This window comes from Janthinobacterium sp. EB271-G4-7A, assembly GCF_020858075.1.
Classification (GTDB): Bacteria; Pseudomonadota; Gammaproteobacteria; order Burkholderiales; family Burkholderiaceae_D; genus Janthinobacterium; species Janthinobacterium lividum.
The window spans coordinates 2,628,938-2,641,790 of the sequence record NZ_JACYMI010000001.1 but is presented as its reverse complement, the minus strand read 5'-3'; the positions used below and the strand labels follow the sequence as shown (position 1 = coordinate 2,641,790).

Genomic DNA, 12,853 nt, shown 5'->3' with positions numbered 1-12,853 from the left:
CTGTTTGAGCGCGCTAGCCCGCCATGCGTGTGGCGTGGCGGCACAGCTCCAGGAAGCCGGCCAGGCGCGGGGAAAGGATTTTCCTGGATTGGCGGATCAGATAGAAATTGCGCTCCAGCGGCGGCAGCATGGTTTCCAGTTCCACCAGTTGCCCGCTGGCCAGCAAATCGGCCACGACGACGCGCGACAGGCAGGCGATGCCCAGCCCCGCCGCCGCGCCATATTTGATGGCTTCCGAATTGCTGAACTCGCCCGCGGCGCGCAGATAGTGCAGATACGGCACCAGCGCCTGCTCCACGGCTTCGCGCGTGCCCGAACCCGCTTCGCGCAGCAGCCAGCCCGCCTGGTTCAATTCCGTAAAACTGAGCAGATGTCGCAGCTGCGCCAGCGGGTGCGTGGGCGCGGCCACGATCAGCATCTGGTCCGTCAGCCACGGCTCCACCAGCAAGCCCGCTTCGTGGCACGGCCCTTCGATCAGGCCGATATCGACACGGAACTCCGCCACGGCGGCGGCGATGTCGGCCGTGTTGGCGATGGTCACTTGCGGAATGCTGCGCCCGTATTGCTGCGCCGCCAGCGCCAGTATCTGCGGCAGCAAATAGATGCCGATGGTGGTGCTGGCGCCGATCTGCAGGCTGACGGGCACGGACGGGTCGGCGCCCGCGAACTGGCGCTCGATGCTGGCGGCCCCGTCGCGCATCTGCCGTGCCTGCGGCAACAGCAGGCGGCCATTGTCGTTGAGCAGCAAACGCTTGCCCACACGGTCGAACAGTTGCGCCCCCAACAAGGCTTCCAGTTCATTCAGGGCCGCGCTGGTGGCCGATTGCGACAGCGCAATCAACTCACCGGCCGCACTGGTGCTGCCCGTATCCGCCACGGCGAGGAAAATCTGCAGTTGCCGCAAGGTCAACGCCATTTTATCTACCTATCTAATCGGTTAAAGATACAAAAATAATCCGTTTTACCATTTAATCGACGAACTGTACAGTCATGTCATACGAACCAGGAACCACGGAGTACGGTATGTCATCCCTCTCAACAAGCAACACAACAAGTTTCAGCGACCGCTATGGCCGCCTTCTCCCCGGCCTGCTGCTCAGCGGCGTGATCGCCTGGGGCGCCATTCAACTGGGCAAGCTGGAATGGATGCAAAGCCACGGCATGAGCGCCCTGACCCTGGCCATCATGCTGGGCATTGTGCTCGGCAATAGCGTGTATGGCCGCCTGGCGCCCACCTGCGGCGCGGGCGTGACCTTTTCCAAACAGACATTATTACGGCTCGGCATCATCCTGTATGGCTTTCGTTTGACCTTCCAGGATATCGGCCAGGTGGGCCTGGCCGGCATCGCCATCGACGCGCTGGTGCTGGCGTCCACGTTTGGCCTGGCCATGTTCCTTGGCACCAAGGTATTCAAGCTGGAACGCAACAGCGCCATCCTGATCGGCGCGGGCAGCTCGATCTGCGGCGCTGCGGCCGTGATGGCGACCGAGCCCGTCGTCAAGGGTCGCAGCGAAGATGTCACCGTGGCCGTCTCGACCGTCGTGGTCTTCGGCACCATCGCCATCTTTTTGTATCCATTGCTGTACCAGCTGAATCAAGGCTGGCATGTGCTGGCGGCAACACCATCTGCCTTTGGTGTGTACATCGGCTCGACCGTGCATGAAGTGGCGCAGGTGGTGGCGGCCGGAAAGTCGATCGGGCAGGAAGCGGCGAATGCGGCCGTGATCGCCAAGATGGTGCGCGTGATGATGCTGGCCCCCTTCCTCGTCATCCTGTCGGCGGTGCTGGCGCGCGGCAAGGCCAAAGGTGGCAACAACGGCCACGACAAGGCGGCCAAGCTGGCCATCCCCTGGTTCGCCTTCATCTTTATTGGCGTGGTGGCATTCAATTCGCTGGGCCTGCTGCCAGCGGGAACAGTCGCCACCATCACCGAGCTCGACACAGTCTTGCTGGCCATGGCCATGGCTGCCCTGGGCTTGACGACGCACATGTCGGCCATCCGCCGCGCCGGCATCAAGCCCCTGCTGCTGGCCGGCCTGCTGTTCTGCTGGCTCGTCGCCGGTGGCGCCGCCATCAACCATGTGGTCGCCAGCCTGTTTGCTTAAGGCGCAGCTTGATACAAGCCGGGGCCGCTGACGCGGGAGTCGAAAACTTCGTACAATATATGTGTTTTGACTCTCAATCCGGCTTCGGCCCCACCCAGGAATACCCATGCATCTCTCGAACTGGCTGCTTTTCTGCAGCGTCGCCCTGCTCGTCACGTTTTCTCCCGGTCCGGCCGTCTTGCTGGCCATCTCGAACGCCATCGCCGTTGGCCCGCGCCGCGCAATGATCAGCAGCATGGGCAATGGCTTTGGCTTGTTCATCATTTCTGGCGTGGCCATGGCCGGCATGGGCGTCGTGCTGGCCACCTCGGCCACGGCCTTCATGTTGCTGAAACTGGCTGGCGCCCTGTACCTGGTGTACCTGGGCATCAAGCAATGGCGCAGCAAGACCAGCATCGTGGCCGATGCGCCCGTGGTGGCCGGCACGGCGAATCCTAATTCGTTCTGGAAACTCTTCCGCCAGGGCTTGACTGTCGCGCTGACCAATCCGAAAGCGATCCTGTTCTTCTCGGCACTGTTCCCGCAATTCATCACGCCGGGTGAACCGGTGGCCATCCAGTTCACCGTGCTGACGACTTCGTTTGTCGCCTGCGCCATGCTGGCCCACCTGTTCTACGCCAACCTGGCGCGCCTGCTGAAAACCCAGCTGGCCACACCGGGCCGCGCCAAGCTGTTCAACCGCATCACAGGCGGCGCCTTCGTCTTGCTGGGCCTGAGCCTGCTGCGCCTGCGCGCCAAGGCGGCGTAACTAGTTTTTTTCCTTCAAAAACGCCTCGATGCTGGCCGCCAGGGCCAGCGGTGTTTCATTCATCGGATAGTGTCCCGCATTGCCCAGCACCTCCAGCCGGGCTTGCGGGTACCACGACAGATACGTGCGGCGCATCAGGGCCGCATCGAAACGGGGGTCATGCTCCCCCACCAGCGCCAGCAATGGCAATTCCACGCGCGCCGCCTTGATTTCTTCACTGAAATCCGTCTCGCTCCACGCGAGGAAATACGCGGCAAACGCGGCTGGATCCGAACTTTCCCACGAATACTGTGCCTTCCAGTCCAGCCAGGTGGCTGGCAAGCGCCCGCCCGTGCTGCGGTCGATGATGGCGCGCCGCGCCGCCACGCTATCGGCAGCCGCGAGAAACGTCGCGCGGGCTGCCGCATCGAAGGCCACGCCGCAGCAGGGCACGGGCGCCAGGGCCACCAGTTTGCGCAGGCGCAAGGGGGCCAGCAAGGCCAGCCGTTCCAGCGCCATGCCCCCCATGGAGTGGCCTACCACGCTGAAGGTGGCAAAGCCGAGCGCATCGGCCAGCGCCAGCGCGTCGCGGGCGACCTCGTCCATCGAATACTCACCCTCTGCGCCACGCATGCCGCCATAGCCGCGATTGTCCATGAAGACATAGCTGAAAGCGCCGCCGTCGAGACCCGCTTCTATCGGGGAAAAAGCGTTGGCGTCGCCAAACCAGCCGTGCAGGACGATGACGGCGTGCGGGCCATGGCCCACGCGATGACAGGTATTGTGCATGTTCACTCCTGAAAAGAGTGTGATGGTAAGCGGCCGGCAAGCGGCCCGCTTTCGATGTCAGGTCAGATACTGTAGAGTATGGGCCATGGATAATTTTTATACGGAAGTACCACGCCCATTGATCGCCACGGCACGCGACTATGCTTCTGGCGCAATATTTCCCAGCCACAGCCATGCGCGTGGGCAATTTGCGTATGCGGCGCGCGGTGTCATCAGCGTGCACACGCCGCAAGGCAACTGGCTGGTGCCGCCGCAGCGCGCTTGCTGGGTACCTGCCCAGCTATCCCACGGCATGCGCATGCATGGCGCCGTGACCATGCACAACGTGTTTATCGACGCACCCGCCGTCGCAGGGATGGGCTTGCCGTCACACTGCCAGGTACTGGACGCTTCGCCGCTGCTGCGCCAACTGCTGGCCGAGGCCGTGACGGTCAATGGCTTGTATGCGGAACAATCGCGGGCCGGACGACTGATGGCCTTGCTGCTCGATGAAATTGCCGCTGCCAGGCCATTGCCCCTGAGCGCGCCCCTGCCGCAGCAGCCCCGGCTGGCGCACCTGTGCATGGAATTGCTGCGGCAACCGAGCCTGGACAGCAGCCTGGATGCGATGGCGGCGCAAGCCGGCATGAGCCGGCGCACCTTTACGCGCCAGTTCCGGGCCCAGACGGGGCTGGCCTTTGCCCAGTGGCGCCAGCAAGCGTGCCTGCTGGCGGCCATCACGCGGCTGGCGGACGGGCAAGCCGTCACCCGCGTGGCGCTCGACCTCGGCTACGCCAGCCCCAGCGCCTTCACGGCCGCCTTCCGCCGCGTGCTGGGCCAGGCGCCCAGCGACTATCTGGCCTAGGCGACGATGGCGGCGATGCGCTGCGCCAACGCCTGCGCCAGTTTCTGCACATGGTAGCCATCGACAAAACCATGGTGGGCTTGTGCGGAAAACGGTATGCGCATGCGGCCGTTCCCCTGCGCGGGGCCGAACTTGCCCCAGGTAAAGGTCGGTATGTCGGCGTCGCGGTGGCGGTGGATCGGGTGTTCGATGGCCGCCAGTTCCAGCCATGGCAAACAGGTGATAAAGATATTGTTGCGCTGTTCGCGCTCGCTCTCTCCCTCGCCCGTATTGATCAGCGCGCAGCTCGCTTCGGCGATGCGCTTGGCTTCCAGGCTGCGTTCGATGAACAGGTCGAGCTGGTCCGTCATCGCGAAGCGCGTGTAATTGAGGTTTTCATCGCCGTTGATGACGGTGTACGAGGCGGGGAAATCGTCGATCCGTATCACCTCGCCCTGGTAGATGCGGTACATGAAGTTGTCGATGTCCCTGACCGTATTAAGCAGGCAAAAAAGGAAAAAGTGAAACACGGGGATTTTCCGCTCCCTGCACCAGGGCCGAAAGTCCGGCACATCGAGCTGGAAGTTGATGTTGACGAGGGGATTGTCAAACACCCGGAACAAGTCATAGCGGTCGCGCCGCTTTTCAAAATTTTTCATGCGGCGAGTGTAGACGATGGGGGCGCTGGCGGGCAAGTCATGCTGGATCGGCAGCACTGCCCGCCAAAATCTCCCGGGCTACCTCGGCCACGAATTCCTCCAGCTCGGCAGCTGTTGGCGCCAGGGCAAAGCGTGTCAATTCCTTATCCACGGCAAGCGCCAGCCCGGGCGAATGGCGCACGATGCCCTGCAAAACAAAGTACTTCCATTGTTCGTCGTTGCTGGCCAGCACCGTTTTCACATAGGGGGCAAGACGTGGGCCGATACCGGCCAAATACGGCAGGAGAATGCCGGCCACGGGCCAGTTCACATCTTGCACCCATTCCAGTATCTGCGGCATGGCCGGACGCAGCTCCTCCCAGCTCAGGGCGATGAGGGCTTGCGCATTCTCCGTATCGTGTTTATCGCGCGGCAATGGCAGGTGCATGCAAGGCGTTCCTGTATGGTTGATCCGTGTCATGCGGGGCCACCGTGCGCCAGGCCTCGCTGCACCTTCCACGCCAGCGGCAAGGTCAGCAACAATACGGCTGCCAGCGCCAGCAAGGCCGTGTGCACGCTGGTGTGGTCGCCCAGCGCGCCGAACAGCACGGGGGACAGTGCCCCGCCGCCGATGCTGCCCGTGTAAAACAGGGCGAACGCATGCTCTCGCTTGCCGGGCTCTGCCAGTTCCGGCACCACGCCGTACAGCACGGACGAGGTGCCATTGAGCGCCAGCCCCAGCAAAGGCAGCATGGCCATGATGCCGGCCAGCGGCAGCCACAGGCCCGCCACGATCAGCAGCGAGGTCATCGATTCCGTCAGCCATACGGTTTTCATCATGCCGATGCGCGCGCCCAGATAGCCGCACAGCAGCTTGCCGAAGGCGCCGCCCACGAACAGCAGCGATAGCGCCACGCCGATGCCGGCCGTGCCCGCGCCCTTGCTTTTCAGCAGGAATGGCAAAAAGGTCAGAAAACCCATGCGCACAGCGCTGTCCAGGGTGCCCGTGGCCAGCAAGGCGCGAAAACTTCCCTTGGAGCCGCTGCCGGCGATGGTCTTGCCCGCCTTCTTCGCGCCCGCCTGCAGCTCGCCCGGTTTCGGCAGCAGCCACCACAGCAAGCCGGCCGCCGCCAGGCCCAGCAAACCCAGCAAGGAGACGCTGGCTTGCCAGCTGCACACCAATAACAGCAAGCCCACCAGCGCGGGAATCAGGGTCTTGCCGATATCGCCGGCAAAGTTGTAGTGCGACAGCGCTTCCTTCACGCCCCCGCCCGCCTCGTGCGTGTCGGTGACGATGGACGAGGCCAGCGGATGCTGCGTGCTGGCGCCCAGGCCGCCCAGCAGCAGGGCGAACAGCAGCACGGCCAGTCCGCCTGCCTGCCCCGCGATCAGGTAGGCGACCCCGGCCAATACCGTGCCGCCCACCAGCAGGCGCTCGCGCCCCCAGCGCCTGGCCAGGCGGCTGGCCAGCAACTGGAAACCGGCCATCATGCCCGAGTACGAACCGCGCAACAGGCCCACCATGGCATAGCTGATGGCAAACTGCGCCTGCCAGATGGGCAGCAGCACATAGATCACGTCCGTCAAGCCATCATGCACGGCATGCGCGCTGCAAGCGGCGAACAGCGAGCGGCGGCGGATCGATTTGTCGGAGGGGGACGAGGTGGCGGACAGCGTAGTGGCGGACGGTTCGGTCATGACTGTGCATGCAAGAAATCAGGAGGCGACCAGCTTACACCAATTGGCTGCTTCGCATCTTGAAGCGCGGCAAGAATAATAGTATTGCAAGATTGATCTGGCGCAAACGCAGGGAAAGCGCAAGCCAGGCCCGGCGCCGTCACGTTGACGGCGTCGGATTGCTGTCTTATTTGGCCATCGCATCCTTGGCCATGCCATCCTTTTTCATCTCATCCTTCTTCATGCCGTCTTTTGCCATGGCATCTTTCGCCATGCCATCCTTGGCCATATGGTCCTTCTTCATGTGTTTCTTGGCCATCGGCTTTTTCATGCCATCCTTGTCCATCGCATCCTTGTGCATGGCATCCTTGTGCATGGCATCGGCCGAGGCGTCCTTGGCCATGGCGTCTTTCTTCATGGCATCCTGGGCAAACGCGGCGCCCGACATGAGGATGGCGGAAGCGAGGATGGCTGCGAAGGTGGTGATCGTGGTTTTCATGATATGTCCTTGTCTCTGGGTTAGTTGGGCAAGTGCCCTGTGGTAAAACTGTTGCTTTGCTACGGGTGCTGCTAAAAATGTTCAAGAGCCGCCGAACCAGTTGTAGCCCTGATTCTCCCAATACCCTCCCGGATACGTATTCGTGACGAAAATGGCCTGGATGTGCTTGGGATTCTTGTAGCCCAGCTTGGTCGGCATGCGCAGTTTCATCGGGTAGCCGTACTTGGGCGGCAACTCCTGGCCGTCGTAGCTCAGGGCCATGATGGTTTGCGGATGCAGGGCCGTGGCCATGTCGATGCTGGTGAAATAATCGTCGGCGCACTTGAAGCCGATGTATTTCGCCGTCGTGTCGGCGCCGACCCGCTTCAGGAAATGGGCAAACGGCACGCCGCCCCACTTGCCGATGGCGCTCCAGCCTTCCACGCAGATGTGGCGCGTGATCTGCGTTTCCTGCGGCAAGGCGCGCAATTGCGGCAAGCTCCATGGCTTCCTGTCGGCGATCAAGCCGCTCAATTCCAGGCGCCAGGCGTCGCCATCGACTTCTTCCACCTCGTCCTCGCCGTAATACGCGTTGAAGGGAAACGGCCGCGTGATCATGGAGTCCGGGTAGGTCGGCGCCAGCTTGGTCGGATCGAACAGCCAGCCCTGTACCCTGTCGTTGAAGCGCGACACGGCCGTCAGGGCTGTCTCGATGCCGGACGCGTCGCTGACGTTGCAACCGGTCAACAAGGACAGGCCGCCCAGGGTCAGGCTGCGCTGCAGGAACAAACGGCGCGACGGCTGCTTGATCTGGCGCAAGGCGTCGTCCAGCATGGCCTGGCCCTCTTCTTGCACGAGGATGGTTTTTTTCATGATCGTCTCCTTCAGCGCCCGCGCAGCATGGCGACCAAGGTGCGCGGCACCAGCGCCACCATCAGCAAGTGCACGCCGACAAAGCCCGTCAGCAGCGCCATGGCGATGAAGTGGACCCTGCGCGCACTCTCGTAGCCGCCGATGAGTTCGCGCAGCAGGGGAAATTGCACGGACTTCCACAGCACCAGGCCGGACAGCACCAGCACGATGCAGTCGAGCATGACGAACAGGTAGGCGGCGCGCTGCACCATGTTGTAATGACGGGGGTCCGCGTGGGCCAGCTTGCCTTTCAGGGCCGCCATGAAATCGGCCAGCAGCAGGCGCGGCGTCAGGGGAAAGAACTGGCGCCGCAGCCGTCCAGAGGCGATGTTAATCGCCAGATACAGCAAGCCATTGGCCACCAGCAGCCACATGGCGGCGAAATGCCATTGCAGGGCGCCACCCAGCCAGCCGCCCAGGGTCAGCGCGCGCGGCAGCTCGAAGGGGAAAAATGGCGCCGCGTTATAGATGCGCCAGCCGCTGGTGGCCAGCACCACGACGGCCACGGCATTGAGCCAGTGCGTCAGGCGCAGCCAGGCGGGGTGGATCACGCTCGCTTGTGCGTTCATCACATCGCTCCCTTCGCGCAGGATGCCGTGCTGACGGCTTGCAGGATGGCGCTGCTGCCGGCCCGCTGCACGAAGGCGACCACTTGCAGCTGCTCGGGTCGCCAAGTGGCGGGCAGGTTGACTGCGCGGCGCAGCTGGGCGCGGCCTTGCGCCAGAGACACCGGCCCCAGCCACAGGCGTACGGCTGCATCGTGATGCAGGGTGGCGCCGCGGTTTTCGCCGCGCAGCACTTTCGAGACGATGGCGCTTTCGCTGATGGCCACGTACAGCTGGCCGCCCGTCTGTGCGTCCGGCGCGCTGGCATTGGCTTCAAGCAATAATTTTCCACTGGGCCCCGGCGTGGCGGACAGGCTGATATTGACGGGCGCGGCAGTCGCGTTGATGCGGCGGATGGCGGCCGGCAGCTGCGTATCCCAGCCGCGCAATTCCGTGCCGCCCACGAAAAACTGCGGCGTGTAAGCGACATGGCGCGGCTGGTGGCGCAGCAACTCGGCCTGGCGCGCATCGAATTGCGCCTGCGCCAGCGGGTCCGTCCAGCCGATCTGGTCCCAGTAGGTGACGTGCAGGGCCAGCGGCACGATCAGGCTGGCCGGGCCCGCTTCCTTGCGCAAGGCGCTCAGGCGCTGGTCGGCGGGCGGGCAGCTGGAACAGCCTTCGCTGCTGTACAGTTCCACCAGCGCCGCCGTCTGCGGCCCGCTTTGCACGGCGCAGCGCTGGCCGGCGGCCAGCTGCGCCATGGCCGGGGATGCCGCGACCGTGCCCAGCACGGGAAAAAGCAGTGATGCAAGGCGGTGCTTGATGTCCATGGTCTTTCACCGGTATATTGAATTAAGAGGCGTGCTTGCCAGTCAATTCGCCGCCGCAGGCCGATTGGTTACAGCCGCCAGCAAAATAATCCGGGATTTATTTTTTCAATGCCTGTTACCAAAGGCCTGCATGCAACGAATACCTGTAAGCGAACACCTGCATGGCACGGAATTGCGGCTGCATGGCTTGATGCTGCGCGGGCTCGATGGCGATGCGGCGGCCTATCGCAGTTTCTTGCAAGCCACCAGCGGCCATTTGCGCGCGTTCCTGCGGCGCCGCCTGCAGCAATGGCCGGACGAGGTGGAAGACCTGGTGCAGGAGTGTCTGCTGGCCATCCACAACCAGCGTCTGACGTACGATACGGGCGTGCCGCTGACGTCGTGGATCCATGCGATCGCGCGCTATAAATTGATCGACTGGCTGCGCCGGCATGCGCGGCGCGAGGCGCAGCACTTGCCGTATGACGAAGAAGATGGCACGCAGGAACTGTTTTCCAGCGCCGACGCCGAAGCGGCCGAAGCGAGCCGCGACCTGGGCAAGCTGCTGGCCAGCTTGCCGGCACAGCAGCGCGACGCCATCGTGCATACCAAGCTCGACGGCTGGTCCGTGCGCGACACGGCGGCGGCCATGCAGATTTCGGAAGCCAGCGTCAAAGTGGCCGTGCATCGCGGCTTGAAGGCACTGGCGGCCAATTTAAGAACAGGCAATGAAGGGATTGCATCATGAAAACCGATGACTTGATCGCCATGCTGGCCAGCGGCCCCGACGTGGCTGCCGCGCCGCCACCGGGGGCCCGCTGGCGTGCCGCAGGCACTTTGGGCGCCGGCGTGCTGGCCAGCGTGGCGCTGATGGCCATGCTGCTGGGCGTGCGGCCCAACCTGGAACAACTGGCCCAGCTGCCCGATTTCTGGATCAAGGTGGGCTTTGTCGTCTGCCTCTGCCTGGCGGCCTGGCACGTCAGCCGCCGCCTGTGCGTGCCGGGCGCCGCCACGCGCGCCCTGCCCTTGCTCATCGCCATGCCCCTGCTGCTGATGTGGGCGCTGGGTGCCATCATCCTGCAGGAAGCCCCGCCCGAGCAACGCGCCGAGCTGTTCTGGGGCGCCACCTGGCGCAGCTGTCCCTTGCTGATCGCGCTGCTCTCGCTGCCCATCCTGGCCGCCGTGCTGCGCCTGATGCGCCAGCTGGCGCCCACGCGCCTGGGCTTGGCGGGCGCCGCTGCCGGCTTTGCCGCCGGCGGCATGGCCGCGCTCGTGTATTGCCTGCACTGCCCGGAGCTGGCGGCCAGCTTCGTCGGCTTCTGGTATGTGCTGGGCATGCTGGTGCCGACCGCCATCGGCGCGGCCATAGGGCCGAAAGTGCTGGCCTGGTAAGCCAATGACATCCTTTTCCCAGGAGTGAATCCGTTTTCTTCTTCCGCGCGTACAAGTAAGGCAGCCTGCAGTTTCTTGGACTTGTCTGTCAACGCTAACAAAAATCGGGAGAATCGAAATGTCTTTGTCACACTCGAAAACCGCACTGGGCGCCGCACTCCTGGGCAACCTGCTGGCCTTGGCGATCGCGCCAGCGGCCTATGCCTCCAGCCACCGCGAAGCGCCGTTCATCACGCAAAACCCGAAAGTCGACGCCACCGACTTCTACATGTTCCGCAGCTATGAAGCGGGCCGCGGGGCCTACACCACGCTGGTGGCCGACTATATCCCCCTGCAAGACGCGTACGGCGGCCCGAACTACTTCGCCATGGACCCCGCCGCCCTGTACGAAATCCATATCGACAACAATGGCGACGGCAAGGAAGACCTCACCTTCCAGTTCCGCTTTACCAACACCATCAAGGATGGCCAGTTCACCGTGGGCGGCAAGAAAGTCTCGATTCCGCTCGTCATCAACGGCGGCGCCATCGATTCCGTCAACCCGGCCGGCCTGAACGTGCGCGAAACCTACAGCGTGACGGTGGTGCGGGGCGACCGCCGCACGGGCACGAGGAGCGCCGTCACCAACGCCAGCGGCGGCGGCACGACCTTCGACAAGCCCGTCGACAATATCGGCAACAAGGCCATCCCCAACTACGCCGCGTATGCCGCGCAGCATGTGTACGCCGTCAACATTCCCGGCTGCGCCACGCCGGCGCGCCTGTTCGTCGGCCAGCGCAAGGACCCTTTCGTCGTGAATTTGGGCGAAACGTTCGACTTGATCAACATCAAGGCGCCCGCCACGGAGTTTGCCGCGAATGCGGAGTCGGCCGCCAAGGATGACCTGGCGCGCAAGAACGTCACGGCCATCGAGATGGAAGTACCGACCACCTGCCTGACGGCCGGCAGCGATCCTGTCATCGGCGGCTGGACCACGGCCAGCCTGCGCCAGGGGCGCCTGCTGAACCCGGCGCCGGGCACGGCCACCACGGCGTCGAAGGAAGGCGGCGCGTGGGTGCAAGTGTCGCGCCTGGGCATGCCGCTGGTGAATGAACTGGTCATCGGCCTGAAGGACAAGGACCGCTTCAACGCCAGCAAGCCGTCGGGCGACGCGCAGTTTGCCGACTACGTCACTAACCCCACGGCGCCGGCCCTGGTGGAAGTGCTGTTTGGCTCGGCAGGCGCCAAGGCGCCCACCAACTTCCCCCGCAACGACCTGGTGGCCACCTTTTTGACGGGCATCAAGGGCGTGAACCAGCCCGTCACCGTGACGGCGTCGGAAATGCTGCGCCTGAACACCTCGATCGCGGCCACCAATGTCGGCGCGCAAAACCGCCTCGGCGTCATCGGCGGCGATAACGCGGGCTTTCCGAACGGCCGCCGCCCCGGCGACGACGTGGTCGACGTGGTGCTGCGCGTGGCCATGGGCAAGCTGTGCACCCTGAACATCGGCTGCGCCCCGGCCGACGCACCGGCTGGCGGCCTGCACTTCACGGATGGCGCCTTCCTCGACGAAACCGCGTTCACGGCAGGTTTCCCCTACCTGAAAAATCCCGTGGCCGGTTCGCCGCAGCTGTAACGAGGAGAATGCGATGAAAAAGCTCCATGCAATCAGCGCCCTGGCGCTTACGGCCATGCTGGCCGGCTGCGGTGGCGGCAGTAGCAGCCACGGCGGCGACAACGGTGACGGCGGCGTCAACCCTCCGCCCGTGGTCTTGCTCGACGCCTTCTATGTGGCCGTCAGCAACGTCATTCTGACCACCAGCGATGACAAGGACGGCGTCGCCATCGACGCCATCATGGCGACCTCTCCGGAAAATACGGAGCCGGTACCGCTGTAACGCGCAGTAAGCAAGCGCGGGCGCCGGAGACCACGTTCTCCGGCGCCCCGCCCTTGCTGCCCCACTCCACCCTCGAT

Annotated in this window: 16 protein-coding genes; 7 read left to right on the top strand and 9 right to left on the bottom strand. The window is 63.9% G+C overall.

The genetic code is table 11. The features are described from left to right. Positions 1 to 13: 13 nt before the first annotated feature. A complete protein-coding gene (locus IGS58_RS11890; protein ID WP_034786119.1) occupies positions 14 to 916 on the bottom strand; it encodes a LysR family transcriptional regulator in 903 nt (300 codons plus the stop codon). A 107-nt stretch (positions 917 to 1,023) separates the two neighbouring features. On the opposite strand from IGS58_RS11890, the gene IGS58_RS11885 reads away from it, so the two are divergent. Both IGS58_RS11885 and IGS58_RS11880 read left to right on the top strand, forming a co-directional pair. Continuing rightward, positions 1,024 to 2,106, top strand: coding sequence for a YeiH family protein (locus IGS58_RS11885; RefSeq protein ID WP_230521486.1), 1,083 nt, complete (start codon positions 1,024 to 1,026; stop codon positions 2,104 to 2,106). A gap of 106 nt (positions 2,107 to 2,212) precedes the next feature. After that, on the top strand, positions 2,213 to 2,854 hold the full coding sequence (locus IGS58_RS11880; protein ID WP_070260683.1) for a LysE family translocator: 642 nt from the start codon (positions 2,213 to 2,215) through the stop codon (positions 2,852 to 2,854). On the opposite strand, the gene IGS58_RS11875 is transcribed toward IGS58_RS11880, so the two are convergent. Beyond that, on the bottom strand, positions 2,855 to 3,622 hold the full coding sequence (locus IGS58_RS11875; RefSeq protein ID WP_230521485.1) for an alpha/beta fold hydrolase: 768 nt from the start codon (positions 3,620 to 3,622) through the stop codon (positions 2,855 to 2,857). An 85-nt stretch (positions 3,623 to 3,707) separates the two neighbouring features. Between IGS58_RS11875 and IGS58_RS11870 the strand changes: the two genes are divergently transcribed. Further along, on the top strand, positions 3,708 to 4,466 hold the full coding sequence (locus tag IGS58_RS11870; protein WP_230521484.1) for an AraC family transcriptional regulator: 759 nt from the start codon (positions 3,708 to 3,710) through the stop codon (positions 4,464 to 4,466). Here the strand turns inward: IGS58_RS11870 and IGS58_RS11865 are convergent. From IGS58_RS11865 to IGS58_RS11835, 7 genes are all read right to left on the bottom strand, one after another. Further along, positions 4,463 to 5,161 (bottom strand): CatA-like O-acetyltransferase, encoded by a 699-nt coding sequence (locus IGS58_RS11865; protein WP_230521483.1) that lies wholly within the window; start codon positions 5,159 to 5,161, stop codon positions 4,463 to 4,465. The genes IGS58_RS11870 and IGS58_RS11865 overlap by 4 nt on opposite strands. Continuing rightward, complete coding sequence (locus IGS58_RS11860; protein WP_230521482.1) at positions 5,142 to 5,531, bottom strand: DUF5071 domain-containing protein; 390 nt, start codon at positions 5,529 to 5,531, stop codon at positions 5,142 to 5,144. Before IGS58_RS11860 ends, IGS58_RS11865 begins: the two co-directional genes overlap by 20 nt. Positions 5,532 to 5,560: 29 nt before the next feature. Continuing rightward, positions 5,561 to 6,781: an MFS transporter gene (locus IGS58_RS11855; RefSeq protein WP_230521481.1), complete on the bottom strand. Its 1,221-nt coding sequence runs from the start codon at positions 6,779 to 6,781 to the stop codon at positions 5,561 to 5,563. Positions 6,782 to 6,947: 166 nt separating this feature from the next. Then, complete coding sequence (locus IGS58_RS11850; RefSeq protein ID WP_230521480.1) at positions 6,948 to 7,259, bottom strand: pentapeptide MXKDX repeat protein; 312 nt, start codon at positions 7,257 to 7,259, stop codon at positions 6,948 to 6,950. Between the two features lie 81 nt (positions 7,260 to 7,340). After that, entirely contained in the window at positions 7,341 to 8,111 is a 771-nt protein-coding gene (locus IGS58_RS11845) for a molybdopterin-dependent oxidoreductase (RefSeq protein ID WP_230521479.1), read from the bottom strand. Positions 8,112 to 8,122: 11 nt separating this feature from the next. After that, complete coding sequence (locus IGS58_RS11840; RefSeq protein WP_230521478.1) at positions 8,123 to 8,719, bottom strand: cytochrome b/b6 domain-containing protein; 597 nt, start codon at positions 8,717 to 8,719, stop codon at positions 8,123 to 8,125. Beyond that, positions 8,719 to 9,525 carry a DUF1223 domain-containing protein gene (locus tag IGS58_RS11835; protein ID WP_070260664.1) on the bottom strand — a complete coding sequence of 269 codons (807 nt, stop codon included), beginning with the start codon at positions 9,523 to 9,525 and terminating at the stop codon, positions 8,719 to 8,721. The genes IGS58_RS11840 and IGS58_RS11835 overlap by 1 nt, the downstream gene beginning before the upstream one ends. Positions 9,526 to 9,655: 130 nt before the next feature. On the opposite strand from IGS58_RS11835, the gene IGS58_RS11830 reads away from it, so the two are divergent. The 4 genes from IGS58_RS11830 (at position 9,656) to IGS58_RS11815 (ending at position 12,776) form a co-directional block, all read left to right on the top strand. Further along, entirely contained in the window at positions 9,656 to 10,252 is a 597-nt protein-coding gene (locus IGS58_RS11830) for a sigma-70 family RNA polymerase sigma factor (protein ID WP_230521477.1), read from the top strand. Further along, positions 10,249 to 10,896 (top strand): NrsF family protein, encoded by a 648-nt coding sequence (locus IGS58_RS11825; protein ID WP_230521476.1) that lies wholly within the window; start codon positions 10,249 to 10,251, stop codon positions 10,894 to 10,896. The genes IGS58_RS11830 and IGS58_RS11825 overlap by 4 nt, the downstream gene beginning before the upstream one ends. Before the next feature lie 118 nt (positions 10,897 to 11,014). Next, positions 11,015 to 12,514, top strand: coding sequence for a DUF4331 domain-containing protein (locus tag IGS58_RS11820; protein WP_070260658.1), 1,500 nt, complete (start codon positions 11,015 to 11,017; stop codon positions 12,512 to 12,514). A gap of 13 nt (positions 12,515 to 12,527) precedes the next feature. Further along, positions 12,528 to 12,776 (top strand): hypothetical protein, encoded by a 249-nt coding sequence (locus tag IGS58_RS11815; protein ID WP_230521475.1) that lies wholly within the window; start codon positions 12,528 to 12,530, stop codon positions 12,774 to 12,776. Positions 12,777 to 12,853 lie beyond the last annotated feature (77 nt).

Excerpts from the sequence above, each read along its gene's own strand:
- IGS58_RS11870 (WP_230521484.1), top strand. The coding sequence starts at position 3,708 with ATGGATAATTTTTATACGGAAGTACCACGCCCATTGATCGCCACGGCA.
- IGS58_RS11835 (WP_070260664.1), bottom strand. The coding sequence starts at position 9,525 with ATGGACATCAAGCACCGCCTTGCATCACTGCTTTTTCCCGTGCTGGGC.
- IGS58_RS11880 (WP_070260683.1), top strand. The coding sequence starts at position 2,213 with ATGCATCTCTCGAACTGGCTGCTTTTCTGCAGCGTCGCCCTGCTCGTC.
- IGS58_RS11860 (WP_230521482.1), bottom strand. The coding sequence starts at position 5,531 with ATGCACCTGCCATTGCCGCGCGATAAACACGATACGGAGAATGCGCAA.
- IGS58_RS11840 (WP_230521478.1), bottom strand. The coding sequence starts at position 8,719 with ATGAACGCACAAGCGAGCGTGATCCACCCCGCCTGGCTGCGCCTGACG.
- IGS58_RS11855 (WP_230521481.1), bottom strand. The coding sequence starts at position 6,781 with ATGACCGAACCGTCCGCCACTACGCTGTCCGCCACCTCGTCCCCCTCC.
- IGS58_RS11885 (WP_230521486.1), top strand. The coding sequence starts at position 1,024 with ATGTCATCCCTCTCAACAAGCAACACAACAAGTTTCAGCGACCGCTAT.
- IGS58_RS11825 (WP_230521476.1), top strand. The coding sequence starts at position 10,249 with ATGAAAACCGATGACTTGATCGCCATGCTGGCCAGCGGCCCCGACGTG.
- IGS58_RS11815 (WP_230521475.1), top strand. The coding sequence starts at position 12,528 with ATGAAAAAGCTCCATGCAATCAGCGCCCTGGCGCTTACGGCCATGCTG.
- IGS58_RS11875 (WP_230521485.1), bottom strand. The coding sequence starts at position 3,622 with ATGCACAATACCTGTCATCGCGTGGGCCATGGCCCGCACGCCGTCATC.
- IGS58_RS11845 (WP_230521479.1), bottom strand. The coding sequence starts at position 8,111 with ATGAAAAAAACCATCCTCGTGCAAGAAGAGGGCCAGGCCATGCTGGAC.
- IGS58_RS11890 (WP_034786119.1), bottom strand. The coding sequence starts at position 916 with ATGGCGTTGACCTTGCGGCAACTGCAGATTTTCCTCGCCGTGGCGGAT.
- IGS58_RS11820 (WP_070260658.1), top strand. The coding sequence starts at position 11,015 with ATGTCTTTGTCACACTCGAAAACCGCACTGGGCGCCGCACTCCTGGGC.
- IGS58_RS11850 (WP_230521480.1), bottom strand. The coding sequence starts at position 7,259 with ATGAAAACCACGATCACCACCTTCGCAGCCATCCTCGCTTCCGCCATC.
- IGS58_RS11830 (WP_230521477.1), top strand. The coding sequence starts at position 9,656 with ATGCAACGAATACCTGTAAGCGAACACCTGCATGGCACGGAATTGCGG.